The 16,592-nt window shown below is 69.4% G+C and carries 21 protein-coding genes; 18 read left to right on the top strand and 3 right to left on the bottom strand.

What is annotated here, in order from left to right:
* Positions 1-12 precede the first annotated feature (12 nt).
* From IGS68_RS21545 to IGS68_RS21480, 14 genes are all read left to right on the top strand, one after another.
* On the top strand, positions 13-624 hold the full coding sequence (locus tag IGS68_RS21545; RefSeq protein WP_201073682.1) for a capsid assembly protein: 612 nt from the start codon (positions 13-15) through the stop codon (positions 622-624).
* Between the two features lie 170 nt (positions 625-794).
* Positions 795-1,151 carry a HigA family addiction module antitoxin gene (locus tag IGS68_RS21540; protein WP_371821849.1) on the top strand — a complete coding sequence of 119 codons (357 nt, stop codon included), beginning with the start codon at positions 795-797 and terminating at the stop codon, positions 1,149-1,151.
* A 312-nt stretch (positions 1,152-1,463) separates the two neighbouring features.
* A complete protein-coding gene (locus IGS68_RS21535; protein ID WP_201073680.1) occupies positions 1,464-1,652 on the top strand; it encodes a hypothetical protein in 189 nt (62 codons plus the stop codon).
* 180 nt (positions 1,653-1,832) lie between these two features.
* The gene (locus tag IGS68_RS21530) at positions 1,833-2,651 is read left to right on the top strand and encodes a phage capsid protein (RefSeq protein WP_201073678.1); all 819 of its coding nucleotides are present in this window, start codon (positions 1,833-1,835) and stop codon (positions 2,649-2,651) included.
* A 29-nt stretch (positions 2,652-2,680) separates the two neighbouring features.
* Positions 2,681-2,950, top strand: coding sequence for a hypothetical protein (locus IGS68_RS21525; RefSeq protein ID WP_201073676.1), 270 nt, complete (start codon positions 2,681-2,683; stop codon positions 2,948-2,950).
* 44 nt (positions 2,951-2,994) lie between these two features.
* Complete coding sequence (locus tag IGS68_RS21520; protein ID WP_201073674.1) at positions 2,995-3,567, top strand: phage connector family protein; 573 nt, start codon at positions 2,995-2,997, stop codon at positions 3,565-3,567.
* Positions 3,564-5,477 (top strand): phage tail protein, encoded by a 1,914-nt coding sequence (locus IGS68_RS21515; protein WP_201073672.1) that lies wholly within the window; start codon positions 3,564-3,566, stop codon positions 5,475-5,477. Before IGS68_RS21520 ends, IGS68_RS21515 begins: the two co-directional genes overlap by 4 nt.
* Positions 5,477-6,085 (top strand): hypothetical protein, encoded by a 609-nt coding sequence (locus tag IGS68_RS21510; RefSeq protein WP_201073664.1) that lies wholly within the window; start codon positions 5,477-5,479, stop codon positions 6,083-6,085. The genes IGS68_RS21515 and IGS68_RS21510 overlap by 1 nt, the downstream gene beginning before the upstream one ends.
* Before the next feature lie 128 nt (positions 6,086-6,213).
* The gene (locus IGS68_RS21505; RefSeq protein WP_201073662.1) at positions 6,214-8,244 is read left to right on the top strand and encodes a glycosyl hydrolase family 28-related protein; all 2,031 of its coding nucleotides are present in this window, start codon (positions 6,214-6,216) and stop codon (positions 8,242-8,244) included.
* Between the two features lie 16 nt (positions 8,245-8,260).
* Entirely contained in the window at positions 8,261-8,602 is a 342-nt protein-coding gene (locus IGS68_RS21500; RefSeq protein ID WP_201073660.1) for a hypothetical protein, read from the top strand.
* Between the two features lie 6 nt (positions 8,603-8,608).
* Entirely contained in the window at positions 8,609-10,114 is a 1,506-nt protein-coding gene (gene terL / locus IGS68_RS21495; RefSeq protein WP_201073658.1) for a phage terminase large subunit, read from the top strand.
* Between the two features lie 74 nt (positions 10,115-10,188).
* Positions 10,189-10,512, top strand: coding sequence for a hypothetical protein (locus IGS68_RS21490; RefSeq protein ID WP_158046924.1), 324 nt, complete (start codon positions 10,189-10,191; stop codon positions 10,510-10,512).
* A complete protein-coding gene (locus tag IGS68_RS21485) occupies positions 10,509-11,009 on the top strand; it encodes a cell wall hydrolase (protein ID WP_201073656.1) in 501 nt (166 codons plus the stop codon). The genes IGS68_RS21490 and IGS68_RS21485 overlap by 4 nt, the downstream gene beginning before the upstream one ends.
* A complete protein-coding gene (locus IGS68_RS21480; RefSeq protein WP_201073653.1) occupies positions 11,006-11,560 on the top strand; it encodes a 3TM-type holin in 555 nt (184 codons plus the stop codon). The genes IGS68_RS21485 and IGS68_RS21480 overlap by 4 nt, the downstream gene beginning before the upstream one ends.
* A 70-nt stretch (positions 11,561-11,630) precedes the next feature.
* Here the strand turns inward: IGS68_RS21480 and IGS68_RS21475 are convergent, their stop codons facing one another.
* Positions 11,631-11,849, bottom strand: coding sequence for a hypothetical protein (locus IGS68_RS21475; protein WP_201073652.1), 219 nt, complete (start codon positions 11,847-11,849; stop codon positions 11,631-11,633).
* A gap of 302 nt (positions 11,850-12,151) precedes the next feature.
* Here IGS68_RS21475 and IGS68_RS21470 point away from each other — a divergent pair, with 302 nt between their 5' ends.
* Genes IGS68_RS21470 through IGS68_RS21460 form a run of 3 tightly spaced genes read left to right on the top strand, consistent with a single transcriptional unit; the run spans position 12,152 to position 14,522 of the window.
* Positions 12,152-12,532 carry a DUF952 domain-containing protein gene (locus IGS68_RS21470; RefSeq protein ID WP_247881013.1) on the top strand — a complete coding sequence of 127 codons (381 nt, stop codon included), beginning with the start codon at positions 12,152-12,154 and terminating at the stop codon, positions 12,530-12,532.
* Positions 12,529-13,620: a quinone-dependent dihydroorotate dehydrogenase gene (locus IGS68_RS21465; RefSeq protein WP_201073649.1), complete on the top strand. Its 1,092-nt coding sequence runs from the start codon at positions 12,529-12,531 to the stop codon at positions 13,618-13,620. The genes IGS68_RS21470 and IGS68_RS21465 overlap by 4 nt, the downstream gene beginning before the upstream one ends.
* Before the next feature lie 8 nt (positions 13,621-13,628).
* A complete protein-coding gene (locus IGS68_RS21460) occupies positions 13,629-14,522 on the top strand; it encodes a TIGR01459 family HAD-type hydrolase (RefSeq protein ID WP_201073647.1) in 894 nt (297 codons plus the stop codon).
* 85 nt (positions 14,523-14,607) lie between these two features.
* Here IGS68_RS21460 and IGS68_RS21455 read toward each other — a convergent pair whose 3' ends face one another.
* Both IGS68_RS21455 and IGS68_RS21450 read right to left on the bottom strand, forming a co-directional pair.
* Entirely contained in the window at positions 14,608-14,910 is a 303-nt protein-coding gene (locus IGS68_RS21455) for a ribbon-helix-helix domain-containing protein (protein ID WP_247881012.1), read from the bottom strand.
* A 235-nt stretch (positions 14,911-15,145) separates the two neighbouring features.
* On the bottom strand, positions 15,146-15,649 hold the full coding sequence (locus IGS68_RS21450) for a CHAP domain-containing protein (RefSeq protein WP_201073643.1): 504 nt from the start codon (positions 15,647-15,649) through the stop codon (positions 15,146-15,148).
* 403 nt (positions 15,650-16,052) lie between these two features.
* Here IGS68_RS21450 and IGS68_RS21445 point away from each other — a divergent pair, with 403 nt between their 5' ends.
* Positions 16,053-16,466, top strand: coding sequence for a phasin family protein (locus IGS68_RS21445; protein ID WP_201073641.1), 414 nt, complete (start codon positions 16,053-16,055; stop codon positions 16,464-16,466).
* Positions 16,467-16,592 lie beyond the last annotated feature (126 nt).

Here is a 16,592-nt window from a genome sequence, read left to right as displayed (position 1 = left end):
GGAGTGTGACTTATGAGCGAATCCCTGCTGATCGACCCCGCGGCTCCGGATCCGGCTTCCCCCGGCGCCGGCGCTCCCGACCGCGCCGCGCTGATGCGGATGCTGGGGGTGCCGGACGCGCCGGACGGCTACTGCATCCAATGCGACCACGGGCTGTTCGAGTCCGACCCGGACCTGAACCGGCGGCTCCATACCGCCGGCTTCACGCCCGAACAGGCCCAGCTGCTGTACGACTTGGCGGCCGAGCGGCTGGTGCCGATGATCCGGCAGATCGCCTTCGAGTTCGAGGCGGAGCGCGAGGTGATGCGGCTGGTCAGCCATTTCGGCGGCGAGGAGGCCTGGCGCGAGGTCTCCCGCCAGCTCCTGGCCTGGGCGAAGAAGAACCTGCCGGCGTCGGCGCTGGACGGACTGACCACCAGCTATGACGGGGTGATCGCCCTTCACCGCATGATGACCGCGTCGGAGCCGGCGGCGCTCCGTGCGGCGGCCGAGGCCCAGCCGGCGGGGAGCGAGGCCGACCTTCACAAGATGATGCGCGACCCGCGCTACTGGCGCGACCGCGACCCGGCCCTGCTCGCCAAGGTGACGGAAGGCTTCCGCCGGATGTATCCCGACCGCGAGTAGAGCGGAACCCGATCAGGTTGAACCGCTCCGGTCCTCGCGGCTGTGTTGCGCTCATGGCGCAACACATCGGATCGGCCGTCTCGGGCGGATCGACCTGATCGGGTACAGCTCCGGTTACCGAGGTCGGGAGCGTCGATTACCCTTGAACCGGAGAGTGACGGGAGGACCGCATGGCCATCGCACGTGAGGATATCGACGCGGGGCGCATCGACTTTGCCGACGTGGCAACCGGCGAGATGCTTCCCCCCGTTCATCCCGGGGAGATCCTTTCCGAGGAGTTTCTCGGGCCGCTCCGCATTTCGGCTTACAGGCTCGCGAGGGACGTGGGGGTGCCGGCGACGCGGATCCACGCCATCGTCGCGGGCCGGCGCGGCATCACCGGCGATACCGCGCTCAGGCTCGGCCGGTATTTCGGCACGTCGGCGCAGATGTGGATCAATCTTCAGGCGCGGTACGACCTGGAGACGGCCCGCCGCGAAGCCGGCGCCAGGATCGCGGCGGAGGTCATGCCGTTCCGGGCCGCCTGAGCCCGACCTTCGGGGAATAGAGATGTGCCCGATCAGGTTGAACCGCTCGCCGCACCGTGTTGCGCCATGGGCGCAACCTACGGCTCGATGCAGGACGGAGGTGATGTGGGCTGATGATCGTAGGTTGCGCCCATGGCGCAACGCATCGGATCAGCTGTCTCGATCGGATCGACAGGTTTGAGGGGAGATCAAAAAATCAGGAATGTTCCGAAGTCCTCCCCCGGTCCCAAGCCTTTCCGTTGACATAAATGCTCGTTTCTTCCCGTGCGGTTGACCGGGAATGAAATCCGGTTCCTGCGCAAGGCGTGCCGGATGAACGGCAAGCAAGTCCCGGCCATTCAGGTAGAACCCGACCATTTCAAGCGGATGGAGATCGGCCAGCCGGCCGATGGCCAGCCAACTCCTCGCCTCGTCCTGGAGCGGGTCCGGCTCAAGGATGCCGCCCGCCGGACCAAGACGGACGAGTGGGACATCGTCGACCATGACCAGCTCGCCGCCTGACCCGGACTTTCGGGGAAAATTCGCGGAGCGGTGAAAAAGGGCTTGACCGAAAAGGAATAAAAACCTAAAACTCTCCCCGTCAACACCAGAACTCCGTCCACCAGGCCGGACCGCGCCCCGCGGTCCGGCCTTTTTCTTTGCCCGCGCCACGGCGGGCCTTCCAGAAAGGATCGTGCATCCATGTCCAGCACCATCGACAGGGCCTTCGTCAAGCAGTTCGAGCGCGAGGTCCACGAGAGTTTCCAGCGGATGGGCTCCAAGCTGCGCAACACCGTGCGCAGCAAGGGCGACGTCCGCGGCGCCTCGACGATCTTCCAGAAGGTCGGCAAGGGCGTCGCCTCGCCCAAGGCGCGCCACGGCACGGTCCCGGTGATGAACATCGACCACGCGCCGGTCGAGTGCATCCTGACCGACTATTACGCCGGCGACTGGGTCGACAAGCTGGACGAGCTGAAGACCAACATCGACGAGCGCTCGGTCATCACCAATGCCGGCGCCTATGCGCTGGGGCGCAAGACCGACGACCTGATCATCGCCCAGCTGGACACCTCGGTCAGCTATGCCGGCCTCGCCACCGACGGCCTGACCAAGGCCAAGGTGCTGGCCGCGTTCGAGACGCTGGGCCAGGCCGACGTTCCCGACGACGGCCAGCGCTACGCGGTGGTCGGCTGGAAGCAGTGGAGCCAGCTGCTGGGGATCGAGGAGTTCGCCAAGTCCGACTATGTCGGGCCGGACGAGCTGCCGTGGCGCGGCACCCAGGCCAAGCGCTGGCTGGGCACCCTGTGGATCCCCCATTCGGGCCTGACGCTGAACGGCAACGTGCGGCTCTGCCACTGGTACCACAAGACGGCGGTCGGGCACGCGGCCGGCGCCGACGTCACCACCGACGTGACCTGGCACGGCGACCGCGCCTCGCACTTCGTCAACAACATGATGAGCCAGGGCGCCTGCCTGATCGACACATCGGGCGTCGTCACCCTGCGCTGCCTCGAGAACTGATCGATCCCTCATCCCCAGGAGTTCCGAAGATGGCCTTCAAGACCAAGGACCTGAGCGTCCTGGCATATGCCAACGGCTTCACCCTCTGGCACTACGTGACCGGCGACCTCGCGGCCGAGGTCGATACCGCCGGCTATTTCAACGCCGCCTCCGACATGCTGCGGGTCGGCGACATGATCATGGCCAACCTGGACGCCGACGGAACGCCCCAGGCCGGCATCCTGCTGGTCGCCTCCAACAGCGGCGGCACCGTCGACGTCGCCAACCTGACCCAGGTCGGCGCCTCCAACAGCGACTGATCCCGCCCTCCCAGCCAAGTCCCCCCTGCCAGAGGAGAACCCCCATGGCGCTGACCCCGATCGGTCTGTGCAGCAGGGCCCTGATCAAGATCGGGGCAGCCTCCATCACCGGTTTCACCGACGGCACCGCCGAGGCGGAGGTCGCGGACGCGCTCTACGGCTCGACCCGCGACGCGCTGCTCTCGGCCAACGCCTGGAGCTTCGCGACGGTCCAGGCGACCCTGGCCCGGCTGGCCGAGGCGCCGCTCGGCGACCACGGCTTCGCCCATGCCCTGCCGGTCGACTTCCTGCGGGCGCTGTCCGCCGGAGTGCCCGGCCGGGGCCGGGGCATCGGCTACCGGATCGTCGGCACCACGCTCCAGTCCGATGCCGACCAGGTCACCCTGACCTATGTCAGCCGCCCGGCGGAGGCGGCGTTCCCGCCCTTCTTCGACCAGGCGCTGATCGCCCGGCTGGCGGCGGAGTTCTGCCTGCCGCTGACCGAGAACACCAGCCGGGCGGAGGCGCTGGCCCGGCTGGCCGAGGCTGAGTTCCGGCGCGCCCGGCTGATCGACGTGCAGCAGGACAGCCAGCCGGGCTTCGAGGACTTCACCCTGGTCGAGGCGCGCGGCCGATGACCCGGGTCCGGATCCTGAAGACCAACTTCACCGGCGGCGAGATCTCCCGCCTGCTGCTGGGGCGCGGCGACCTCCGGGCCTACGACAACGGGGCGCTGACCCTGCGCAACCTGCTGATCCACCCGACCGGCGGGATCACCCGGCGGCCGGGCATGGCCTTCTCGGCCGCGGCGCGGGGGCCGGGGCGGCTGGTCGCGTTCGAGTTCAGCACCGAGCAGACATACCTGCTGGCCTTCTCGGAATACCGCATCGACGTCCATCACGGCGACGCCGTCGTCGCGACCGTCGATGCGCCCTGGACGGCGCCGCAGCTGGGCCAGATCACCTGGACCCAGAGCGGCGACACCCTGCTGGTCTGCCATCCCGACGTCGCCCCGCGCAAGCTGAAGCGCACGGGGGAGTCCGCCTGGTCGCTGGAGGAGTGGCAATTCCTGGCGGAAGGGAACGCGATCTGCCAGCCCTGGTACCGCTTCGCGCCGGCCGGCGTGACCCTGACGGCGGACGGGACCACCGGGACGGTCGTCCTGACCGCCTCGGCCGCCGTTTTCCAGCCGGGGCACGCCGGCGTCAGGCTGCGGGTGGCGGGCCGCCAGGTCACCGTCCTGGACGTCCTGTCGGGGACGCAGGTGCGGGTCCTGGCGGCCGAGGCGCTGACCGGGACCGCGGCCACGGCGGTCTGGGACGAGCAGGCCTTCTCGCCCTTGCGGGGCTATCCGGTCTCGGCCGCGTTCCACCAGGACCGGCTGGTGATCGGCGGCTCGCGCGAGCTGCCGAACCGGCTGTGGCTGTCCCGCTCCGCCGACATCTGGAACTTCGACCTAGGCACCGGGCAGGATGACGAGGCGATCGAGTTCGGCATCCTGTCCGACCAGATCAACGCGATCCGGGCGGTGTTCTCGGGCCGGCACCTCCAGGTCTTCACCTCGGGGGCGGAATGGATGGTCACGGGAGAGCCGCTGACGCCCCAGGCCATCCAGCTCAATCGCCAGACCCGCATCGGCTCGCCGACCGACCGGTCGGTGGCGCCGCGCGACGTGGACGGGGCGACCCTGTTCGTGTCGCGCAACGGCCGGGAGATCCGGGAGTTCCTGTTCGCCGACAGCGAGCAGGCCTACCAGGCGACCGACCTGGCGCTGCTGGCCCGGCACCTCGTGGTCCGCCCGGTGGACCAGGACTACGACCAGGGCCGCCGGCTGATGCTGATCGTCATGGCCGACGGCACGCTGGGCGCGCTGACCCTGTTCCGCGCCGAGCAGGTCACCGCCTGGACCCGGATCGACACCGGCGGGACGATCCATTCGGTCGCGGTGGTCGGCGACGACGTCCATCTGCTGGTCCAGCGGCCGGAAGGCTTCTCGACCCGCTGGAACATCGAGCGGCTGGACGACGCGCTCCACCTGGATGCCGGCCTGTACGGCGAGAGCGACGAACCGGCCGCCGTGTGGTCGGGGCTCGACCACCTGGAGGGACGGGCCGTCGCGGTGGTGGCCGACGGCGTGCTGCGGCCGGACGCGACGGTGTCCGGCGGCGCCATAACCCTGGATCCGCCGGCCCGCACGGTGGAGGCGGGGCTTCCCTTCACCCATGTGGTCGAGCCGCTGCCGCCCAGTCCGCTGTCCACGGGCGGCGGCCGCGGGCCGGCGCTGCGGCTGATCGAGGTGGTCTTCCAGCTGGAGGACACCGCGGCGCTGCGGGCCGACGTGGGCGCCGGCCTGACCGATTTCCCGCTGCGCCGCCTGGGCGACCGGGCGCTGGGCGACACGGCCCCGCAGCGGGTCAGCGGCGACCGCCGGCTGCGCTCCCTCGGGTGGGCGCGGGACCAGACCAGACCGCTGTGGCGGATCGAGCAGGACGCTCCCCTGCCTTTCACGCTGCTCTCCGTAACCATGGAATTGAAGGTGAACGACTGATGGGTGGCATTGCCAACGTGGCCTTGCAGGCCCTGCCCGTGATCTCCAGCGCGCAGCGGGTGGTCAGCGGCTTCTCCAGCGCGTCGGACGCCCGCAAGGCGGCGGAGGCCGAGGCCCGGCGGAGAGCCGAGGAACTGGAGTTCGAGAAGCAGAAGGAGGCGAACCGCCAGCGGGAGCTGGCCGACCGGAAGCGCCACGCGGACGAGGTGCTGCGCGAGACCCACGCCCTCCAGACCCGGAAGCTCCTCCAGGACCAGGAGGCGGCGGCCGAGGCGCAGCGGGCGGACATCGAGACCCGCCGCGCCCAGATCCAGGCCAGTGCCGCCGCCGACGAGGCCGCCCGCCGCGAGGCCCTCCGCCGGGCGGTCGGGCGCACCCGGACAAGCCTGGGGACGCGGGGCGGCGGCACCTCCGACGGGTCGGGCGAGGCGGTGCTGCTCGGGCTGGTCAGCCGGACCGACGCGGACAGCCGGAGCGCCCAGGCGATCGAGCGGCTGCGCGGGCAGGCGCTGTCCCGGGAGGCCGAAGACACCCGCCGGCGCAACCTGCTGGACCAGTCGCAGCTGGCCGAGCGCCAGCGGCTCGAACTGTTCGGCAACGCCTATTAGAGCCGTACCCGATCAGGTCGATCCGCCCGAGACAGCTGATCCGATGCGTTGCGCCAGGGGCGCAACCTACGATCGTCGGCCCGCATCACCTCCGCCCTGCATCGAGCTGCACGGGGAATGGACATGTCATGACAGGACACATCAAGATCGGCGCGGTCCCCCCGCGCCGGCACTATATCGCCGACGGGACCCAGCGGGCCTTCGCCTATCCGTTCCCGATCTTCGCGTCGGAGGACCTGGAGGTCCATCTCGACGCCGCCCTCCAGACCGGCGGCTTCACGGTGACCGGAAGCGGCGCCACGTCGGGCGGCACCGTCACCTTCGACGCGCCGCCGGCCGAGGGCGTCCAGGTCACGCTGCTGCGCCGGCTGCCCTACGAGCGGGTGACCGACTTCCTGGAGAGCGGCGCGCTGCCGGCCCGGTCGCTCAACGACGAGTTCGACTACCTGACGGCCTGCGTCCAGCAGCTCGCCGACGACGCGCTGCTGACGCTGCGCTATGCCGCGACCGACCTGCCGGCCTCGTCGCTGCTGCCCGGACGGGCGGCGCGGGCGAACCGGCTGCTGGCGTTCGACGGCGGCGGCAACCCGACGGTGACGCCGGCGGTGGACGCCGACGCGCTGAGCAGCTACGTGGCGCCGGGAGCCGGCGCGGTGCGGCGCTCGATCCGCGACAAGCTGGCCGACGTGGCGTCGGTGCGCGACTTCGGCGCCGTGGGCGACGGCATCGCCGACGACACCCTGGCGATCCAGGCCGCGCTGACCGCGGCCACGTCCGTCTTCGTGCCGCCGGGCATCTACCGGGTGACCGGGACGCTGCCGGTGGGATACGGGCAGACGCTGCACGGGTCGGGCGCCGGCTCGATCCTGCGCGCCGGCGGAGAGGGCTTTCCGGTCGTGCTGCTGCCCGACAGCTACGCCGCGCTCCACCATCTGCGGATCGAGCAGGGCAGCGTCGGCATCAAGCTGACGGGGCGCGACGGGCCGTGCGTCCAGAACGCGGTGCATGACGTGACGGTATGGGATACGCAGACCGGCATCGTGCTGGACGGCGGCGACAGCCCGGACCGGCCCTGCTACTGGAACAATTTCGCGCGGGTGCTGGTGGTCCGCCATCTCCTGCACGGCGTCCACCTTGTCCGCACGGGGGAGGGCGACACGCCGAACGCCAACAAGTTCCACTGCGTCCGCGTCTATTCGCTGGCGGTGCCCAGCACCGGGTCGGGCTTCTATGTCCAGCACGGCCGCTACAACAACGCCTTCGTCGATTGCGAGGCGAACCTGTCGACCACGGCCCATTCCTGCTTCCGGATCGGGCCGGACACCGACAAGAACCTGCTGGTCAACCTCTATACCGAGTCGGTCGGCGGCGTCCCCAACGTGTACCTGGAGGCGGGCTCGAAGGAGACCTCGATCACCAACCTGTTCTCGGCGAGCGGCGGGCCGGCGATCTGGGACCAGTCGGGCGGCGAGTTCACGGCCTACAACGCGGGATATCCCGCCAAGAACCGGTTCAAGAAGAGCCAGGTCACCGACCTGACGGTGGAGGCCATGCGGTACGAGACCCGCTTCGTCGACCCGGCCGCGGGCGGGCTGGTGCTGCCCGACATGACGCGCTCGGTCCACCTGGTCAGCGCCTTCAACGGCGCCGTCGAGTTCCGCCTGCCGGCGCCCCTGGATGCCGAGGGACGGTCGCTGACGGTCAAGAAGATGGACGTGAGCGGCAATGCCGTGACGGTCACCGACGCCACCGGATCGGGGCCGGACGGCAGGCCGTTCCCGCTCGGCAGCCGGTACGACTTCGTCACCGTCGTCTCCAACGGAGCGGCCTGGTGGATCACGGCGGCCCACGCGGTGCCGGGCAACGCCGGCTTCTTCGAGGGCGGCAGCCTGTTCGAGCCGGACCTGGCGCGCAGCTTCTACCTGGTCAGCGCCTTTGGCGGTCCGACCGAGGTCCGGCTGCCGGCCCCGTCCTCCACCCTGGCGGTGGGGCGCACCGTGACGATCAAGAAATCCGACGTCGGCGGCCATGCCGTGACGGTCACCCAGGCCGGCGGCGGCGGACCCGACGGCGAGGCCATCGTCCTCGTCGAGAGGGGACATGCGGTGACCGCGATGTCCAACGGCGCCGCCTGGCACATCCTGGCGCGCAACCCATGAAAGGACCTGGAAACCGATGCTCGATGAAGGACAGGATATGCGGACCGCCCTGCTGGCGGTGGTCCTGCCGCCGGCGGTGAAGCGGGCCGTCGCAGCCTACGGGAAGATCTGCGAAGTCCCGCCGCCCGACGATCCGAAGGAGTTCACCGCCCTCCAGGGCGCCTGCAAGGCCGCGGTCGGCCACCTGGCGGCCCTGTTCCAGCTCCACCGGCTGGTCACGGCGACGCTGCCGAAGTCGGGGCCGGACGGCGCCGCCCCGGACGATAGGGCCCCGGGCGATCCGTTCGCCGAGGTCTATGCCCGGGCGGCGCGCACGATCGCCGAGCTGGACGGGACGGACGCCCCGGACGGGGACTGAACGGCGGTGGAGAGGTTCGAGAGTTTCAGGGATTTCCTGATCGTGTGGAACACGTTCCAGGACCTGCCGTCGCCCGACCACCACATGCGCATCGCCGAATGGCTGACCACGGGCTGGTACGGGGGGGACCGCCGGCTCCTGCTGATGGCGTTCCGCAACAGCGGGAAATCCACGGTGGTCGGGCTGTTCGCGGCCTGGCTGCTGAAGACCGATCCTTCCCTGAGGATCATGGTGCTGGCGGCCGACCTGGCGCTGGCCAAGAAGATGGTCCGCACCGTCAAGCGGATCGTCGAGCGCCACCCCCAGACCCAGGGCCTCAAGCCCGACCGGGCCGACCAGTGGGCCAGCGACCAGTTCACCGTCCGGCGGCCGATGGAACTGCGCGATCCCAGCATGCTGGCCCGCGGGATCGGGGCGAACCTGACCGGCAGCCGGGCCGACGTCGTGATCTGCGACGACGTGGAGGTCCCGCGCACCTGCGACACCGCGCCGAAACGGGAGGACCTGCGCGAGCGGCTGAGCGAGATCGACTATATCCTGGTGCCCGGCGGCATGCAGCTCTATGTCGGCACGCCGCACAGCTACTACACCATCTATGCCGACGAGCCGCGCGCCGAGATCGGCGAGGCCGTTCCCTTCCTCGACGGGTTCCAGCGGCTGCTGATCCCGATCCGGGACGCCGAGGGCAGGAGCGCCTGGCCGACGCGCTTCCCGGACGCGGCGATCGAGCGCATCCGCCGGGCGACCGGGCCGAACAAGTTCGAGAGCCAGATGATGCTGAAGCCGGTCAGCATCGCCGACGGGCGGCTCGACCCGGACCGCCTGCTGCCCTACGAGGCCGAGCTGGACTACCGCGAGGCCCGCGGCGTCCCGGTGCTGATGCTGGGCGACCGGCGGATGGTTTCCGCCAGCTGCTGGTGGGACCCGGCCTACGGGGCGCCGGAGGGCGCCGCGCGGGAGGGCAGGGCGGGGGACGGCAGCGTCCTGGCCGCCGTCTTCTCCGACGTCGACGGCGGCTACTGGCTGCATCGGATCCGCTACCTGACGGCCGTGCCGGACGGCGACGACCACGAGGCGGCGCAGCAGTGCCGGCAGGTGGCGGAGTTCCTGCGCGACCTCCACCTGCCGTCGGTCATGCTGGAGACCAACGGCGTGGGCAAGTTCCTGCCCGGCATCCTTCGGCGGGAGCTGGCCCGGTGCGGGGTCGGGGCCTCGGTCGTGGAGAAGACCTCCAGCGTGCCGAAGGACCGCCGCATCCTGGAGGCGTTCGACGCCGTGCTGGCCGCCGGCGCGCTGCATGCCCACCGCAGCGTCTGGGACACGCCCTTCGTGCGGGAAATGCGCGAGTGGCGCCCCGGCGGCCGGCACAAGGGCCATGACGACGGCCTGGACGCCGTCGCCGGCTGCCTGTCGAACGAGCCGGTCCGTTTCGGCTCGGTCGGCAGGCCCGGCCGGAGCGCCGACTGGCGCGGCGGCCCGCCGGGCCGGGCCGTGACCGACTTCAAAGTGTGACCTTCCCGCCAGCGGGAATGACCGGGCCGCCCATTCGGGGCGGCCTTTTTCCGTCCTGATCAGGAGAAAAGCAAATGCCTGAAGCTTCCGGGATCAATCTCTCCTGGTGGATCACCGTCGTCGAGCTGCCGATGCTGGCCGCCTTGTTCTGGCTGATCTGGCATGTCCGCCAGGAGTCGGAGGAGGCGCTCGACCGTGTCCACCGCCTGTCCGAGACGGCGCTGTCCCAGATGCGGGAGAGCCTGTCGGCCTACAAGCTGGAGGTCGCCAAGACCTACGTGTCCGTCGGCTACCTGAAGGACGTCGAGCGCCGGCTGACCGACCATCTGCTGCGCATCGACGCGAAGCTGGACGGGGCCGCCCTGATCCAGGCCGAGCGGTCGGGAGAGCGGCGATGACCCGGCGGAGGCTGGTGCCGGTCCCGGCGCCCGCCGCCGCTTCCGTGCGGCCCGCCGCGGGCGGGCCGGACGACGGCACCGTCGACACCTTCGCCCGCACCCTGTGGGGAGAGGCGCGGACCGAGACGCTGCGGGGCATCGAGGCGGTGGCCGCGGTCGTGATGAACCGGGCGGCCCTGGAGCCCGGCGCCGCCATCTCGGACATCTGCCGGCGGTTTCCCTGCTGGAGCGCCGACAATCCGGCCCGGTTCCGGCTTTCGGCCGTCCAGCCATCCGGTCCGGCGGGGAGCGGCCGGGCGTCGTCGGACGCCCTGCTGTTCGCGACCTGCCTGCGGATCGCCCGGCGGGCGGCGGCCGGCCTGCTGGACGACCCGACCGGGGGCGCCACCCTGTACCACGATGGCGGCGTCCTGCCGGACTGGGCGGCTCGGCTGGCGCCGACCGCGGAGATCGGCGACCGCCTGTTCTACGCGGCCGGCCCCGGGGTGCCGTCATGATCCCGCTGGCGCTGGCCCAGCTCGGGCTTCCGCTGCTCCTGAAGGCGGTCGGGGCCGGGCTGGAGAAGATCGACGGTCCCGTGGCGGCCCAGGCCGCGCAGGCGGTCCGGGCGGTGGACGCCGCGGTGGGCGACGGCAGCATCCCGGCCGCGTCGGTCGCCGAGGCGAACCGCCACGTGGAGCGGATGGCCGAGCTGGAATCGGGCGACCGGCGTGTCGCGCTGACCGAGGTGAACCGGAGCCTGCGGGCGGAAGTCGCGTCGGAGGACGCCTATGTCCGCCGGATGCGACCGACCTTCGGCTACATCATGGCGCTGACCTGGCTCGCCCAGATGCTCGCCATCGCCTGGGTGATCGTGACCGACCCGGGACAGGCGAACATGGTCATCACGGCGATGACCTCGCTCGGCACGATCTGGACCGTCGGCCTCAGCGTCCTGGGCATCTATGTCTACAAGAGGTCCGACGACAAGCGGGTCGCGGCGGGCGACGGGCCGGAGTCCGGGCCGTTCGCTTTCCTGGCGCGCCGGGTCGGAAAGGGGACGTCCTGAAGCGCGGCGGCCGCGGCGGCATCATGCCGCCGCGCCGTCGGGTTCCGGGGCGTCCGGCCCGCGCGGGCCGTCAGCCTTCCTCGTTGATCATCGCCTGGTAGATCTTCCAGGCGGTCTCGACGCTGACATGGCCCGAGCGCGCGCCGGCGGTCAGCATCGCGGTGGTCGGCTTGATCGGGACGCTGACCAGGCCGGTGTCGCCCATGGTCTCGACCACGTTCAGCGCATAGTTCATCGCGTTGCTGGAAGGCCGCTTCTCGTCGATTTGATAATGCAGTCGCGTATCCATGTTTTCCTCCTGGTGGTGGACCTGTAAAGGCAAGATCGGTGCCAATCACCAGGGAGTCCGATCCTTGCCTCGGGTACGAAACAAAAGGCATGGCGGAACATGGGCTTAGCGCACAGGATGAGCTCGGGGGCGGTGGAATCCATCCTTCCGCCATGGTTAGCGACAGATTAGCAACCGGTCCGGCTTTGCAAATTGCCGAAGGGGCCGCGCGTCGCGTCTCGCATTCTGCAAAATGAATGGGGTTATTCCGCGAAAGCCGCCCGGCCTTTGCACCGCGGCGCGTTTGGGCTAGTGTCCCGGCCATGACCAGCGACACCGTCATCTACCACATGTGCCGGGCAGAGGAATGGTCGGCAGCCGAGCGCGCCGGAAGCTATCCCGGCTCGTCCCAGGACGCCGCCGACGGCTTCATCCATTTCTCCACCGCCGCCCAGATCGTCGAGAGCGCCGCGAAGCACCGGAAGGGGCAGGCCGGCCTTGTCCTGCTGACCGTGCGCGCCGACCGGCTGGGACCCGCCCTGAAATGGGAGCCGTCGCGCGGCGGGCAACTCTTCCCCCATCTCTACGGCGCCCTGCCGGTCGGGGCGGTCGTCGCGGTCGACCCCCTGCCGCTGGGTCCCGACGGTCGGCACCGGTTTCCGCAGACCGTCGCCGACGATACCCGGAGTAATGACGGAAATTGATCGACCTCTTTCCCGTAGCGGGGCCGCTGCTCCGCCGGCTCGATCCGGAAACCGCCCACGGCCTCACGGTCTCGGCCCTGAAGACCGGCTTGGTGCCGGCCAGCCGCGCCGCCGCCGATCCGGCCCTGGCCTGCCGCGTGTGGGGGCTGGATTTCGCCAATCCGGTCGGCCTCGCCGCCGGGTTCGACAAGAACGCGGAAGTCCCGGACGCCATGCTGGCCCAGGGTTTCGGCTACGTCGAGGTGGGCAGCGTGACGCCCCGCCCGCAGCCCGGCAACCCGCGTCCGCGCGTGTTCCGCCTGCCGGAGCAGCGGGCGATGATCAACCGCTACGGCTTCAACAATGACGGGCTGGATGTCGTCGCGGCCCGCCTGGAGGGCCGGTCGGGCCGGCCGGGGCTGGTCGGGGCCAATGTCGGCAAGAACAAGGAGACGGCGGACGCCGCGGCCGACTACGCCATCGGCATCCGCCGGCTGGCCCGGCTCGCCGATTACCTGGTGATCAACGTCTCGTCGCCCAACACGCCCGGCCTCCGCATGCTCCAGGGCCGCGGACCTCTGGCCGAACTGCTCGACCGGTCGCTGGCCGCCCGTGCCGAGTCGGCCGCCGCCGGCAAGGTGCCGCCGCTGCTGCTGAAGATCGCGCCGGACCTGACCGACGAGGACAAGGGCGACATCGCGGAGGTGGCGCTGGCCAGCGGCATCGACGGGCTGATCGTCTCCAACACGACGGTTTCCCGCCCACCCGGGCTGCCTCCGGCGATCGCGGCGGAGACCGGCGGGCTGAGCGGGGCTCCCCTGATGGCGGCATCCACCGCCGTGCTGGCCGACATGTACCGCCTGACCGGAGGCAGGCTTCCGCTGGTGGGATGCGGCGGCATCGAATCCGGCCGCGACGCCTATGCCAAGATCCGCGCCGGCGCCTCGCTGGTCCAGCTCTACACCGCCCTGGTCTACCGGGGGCCGCGTCTCGTGGGCGAGATCAACCGCGACCTTGCTGCCCTTTCGCGCGCCGACGGGTTTCCTTCCCTGAAGGACGCCGTCGGGGCCGACCACCGGCGGGCTTCACCCGTTTCTCCCGCAGCTTGAAGGGCGACATGCATTCCGAAGACACTCCCGCGGCGGTCCCGCTCCATTCCGGGATCGCCGCGCTCGCGGACCGCTATGACGGCTACATCCTCGATCTCTGGGGAGTCCTGCACAACGGGGTCGAGGCCTATCCGGGCGTGATCGACTGCCTGGACCGGCTGAGGACCCGGGGCAAGCGGGTCTGCCTGCTGTCCAACGCGCCGCGCCGCTGCGCCGGCGTCGCGGAGAAGCTGGCCGGCATGGGCATCACGCCGGACCATTACGACCACCTGATGACCTCGGGGGAGGCCACGCACGACGCCCTGGCCGATCCGCCGGACGAGTGGCACGCGGCGCTCGGGAGCCGCTGTCTCCATATCGGACCCCCGCGCGACGCCGACGTGTTCGAGGGACTCCCGATCGAGATGGTCGACGATCCGGCGCGGGCGGATTTCGTCGTCAATACCGGCATCGACAGCTTCGACGAGACGATCGCCGACTACGAGGCGATCCTGAAATCCTGCGCCGCGCACGCACTGCCGATGGTTTGCGCCAATCCCGACCTCGTCGTGGTGGTCGGCACCAAGATGGCGATCTGCGCCGGCATGTTGGCCCAGCGCTACGAGGAGCTGGGCGGTTCCGTGCGCTATCACGGGAAGCCGCACGCCCCGGTCTACCGGCGCTGCTTCGATCTGCTCGGCATCCAGGACCGGGCAAGGATCGCGGCGGTCGGCGACAGCTTCCGGACCGACGTGGCGGGGGCCAATGCCGCCGGGATCGACGCCCTTCTGGTGACCAGCGGCATCCACCTGGAGGAACTGGCCACCGCCTGGGGCGAGCACCCCGATCCGGCCAGGCTGGCCGCCGCCGCCGCCGCGAGCGGCCATACTCCCCAGGGCGCCATCCCGCGGTTCCACTGGTGACAGGAGCGCAGGACGTCGATCCGGATGGCAGGCCGGCCCCCGCCCGCGCGGCGGTTGCCGGCCTGCGGGGTATCGATCCCGACGGTCAGTTGCCGTCGCTTGCCGCCGCACGCCGGGCGCCGACGACATCGAGCGCCGCGTTCACCAGGGCGCCGCACCGGAGTTCCTCGTCCGGCGCGGGATCCGCGTTCACGTCGAAGTCCGACTCCTCCGCCATGCCGGAGAAGCGCATGTTCTGGAAGGCCGAGGCATCCCGGAAGTAGCAGATCAGGAAAACCCGGATCGCGGCCGTGAGATTGGTGTCGGCCCGCTTCTCGTCGATCATCGAGATGATCTCGTTGATGGACCGCTCCTCGCGCCGGCAAATATCGGTAAGCGAGGTCCACATCACCTGCTCCATCCGAATGCTGGTCCGGCGTCCTGAGACCGTCACGTTACGGCAGATCAATGCCGTGTCCATATTCGTCGCTTGCATCGACACCACCACCACTCTGTTAGCCACATATGCCTTGGGCGAAAGATGATATGGCTTTGGTACTATGCAGACGATCGTATGACAACGCAGAAAGTTATATGAAGAAGCAAATTACCCAAAAATGACACAGATGGGCTACCCCAAGGGTTCAGGGCTCGATGATCGGACTGGCGAAGGAGGCTGGCGGATTGGGGTGGATGAAGCCGTTTGCGGGGTACGTCTTGCCGAAGCTCCCCGTCGGCCGGTACAGGACCTGGACCGAGGTCCAGTCGTTGCCGGGGGAAACGTCCCGGACCAGATCCCGCGAGATCCGGCCCTTGGCCCCGCCGCGCGGCGCCCAGTTGGCATGTTCGATCACGATCGTGCGCGAATCCAGGACATGCCTGACCAGGGCCACGTGGCCGGACGGCATCGCCGTGGTCCGCTGGAAGACCATCACGGCGTCGCGACGGGGATGCTGCCCCGTTTCGTAGCGTCCCTTGGCGTGGGGCCACCACATCCAGGCATTGCCCGAGAGTTCGATCGCGCCCGCTTGCCGGACGAACTGTACGCAGTTCACGTAGCCGGCCAGGGCGGGTCCGGACAGGGACAGGGCCGTCAGCGTGAAAAGAACCCCTGCAACTCCCGACTTCGCTAACCGGAGAAAAGGCATGGTCCGCTCCCTGGCCTGTTTTCTCCTTCTACAGCGGCAGCCGTTCCGTCAGCAAGCAGAGATGTTGTATCGATAACACACATTGTAAAAATAACCCTCATCCGAAAGGGGTGGAGAACTGATTTCGCCCGGTCGAGGGTACAAACAAGTCGGTCTGTCGGAAGTGAAGCTGAAGTAACAGGCGCGGCCAGCGTGCCGTTCGGGTTGGTTTCGGTTGTCCGGTCGGCTCGGAATACCCGGTTTTCCTACCTTTCACGAGCCTGCCTGCGGCAAATTGTCTGCCTGCGCGGTTTGGTGCTCCCGGAGCGCGATTCCGTGTTGGCAAAGCATCGAAGGGACATTTATAAAGACCGCATCAGTTTGCTGCAGTGCAACAAGAATGAAACTATCGGAGTTCCAACAGATGTCCCAGAACAATTTCGACTTCGGCAAGCTGTTCAATGGCCAGGTTCCGAATCTCGACGTCAAGGCGCTGATCGACGCGCAGAACCGCAATTTCGAAGCCATGGTCAAGGTCGGCAGGATTTTCGCCGATACGGCCCAGACCCTGATCAAGCGCCAGGTCGAGATCGCCGAGGCGAACCTGAAGGACTCCGCGGAGAGCGCCAAGGCCGTCCTGGCGGTCAAGGATCTGCCGGCCACCCTGAACATGCAGGCGGAACTCGCGAAGACCACGGCCGACAAGGTCAGCGCCCAGGTCCGCGAACTGTCGGAGATCGCCGCCAAGGGCGGCCGGGAAGCCTATTCGGTCATCAGCTCCCGCACCCAGGAAAGCGTCGCCGAGCTGAAGGCGCTGACGGTCTCCAAGGCCGCCTGAGATCGCAGGCGCGGCAGCGGGTCCGCCGCCGCGCCGGATCGACGGCAACGGGTCATCCAAGGCCGCGCCGGCACCGGCGCGGCCTTTCCCGATTCCGGCTTGTCCCATCGGCGTCGGGCGGGAGGG

The sequence above is a fragment of the Skermanella sp. TT6 genome, from assembly GCF_016653635.2.
Lineage (GTDB): Bacteria > Pseudomonadota > Alphaproteobacteria > Azospirillales > Azospirillaceae > Skermanella > Skermanella cutis.
The sequence above is the reverse complement of the archived record's forward strand: the minus strand, read 5'-3'. Positions and strand labels throughout refer to the sequence as shown.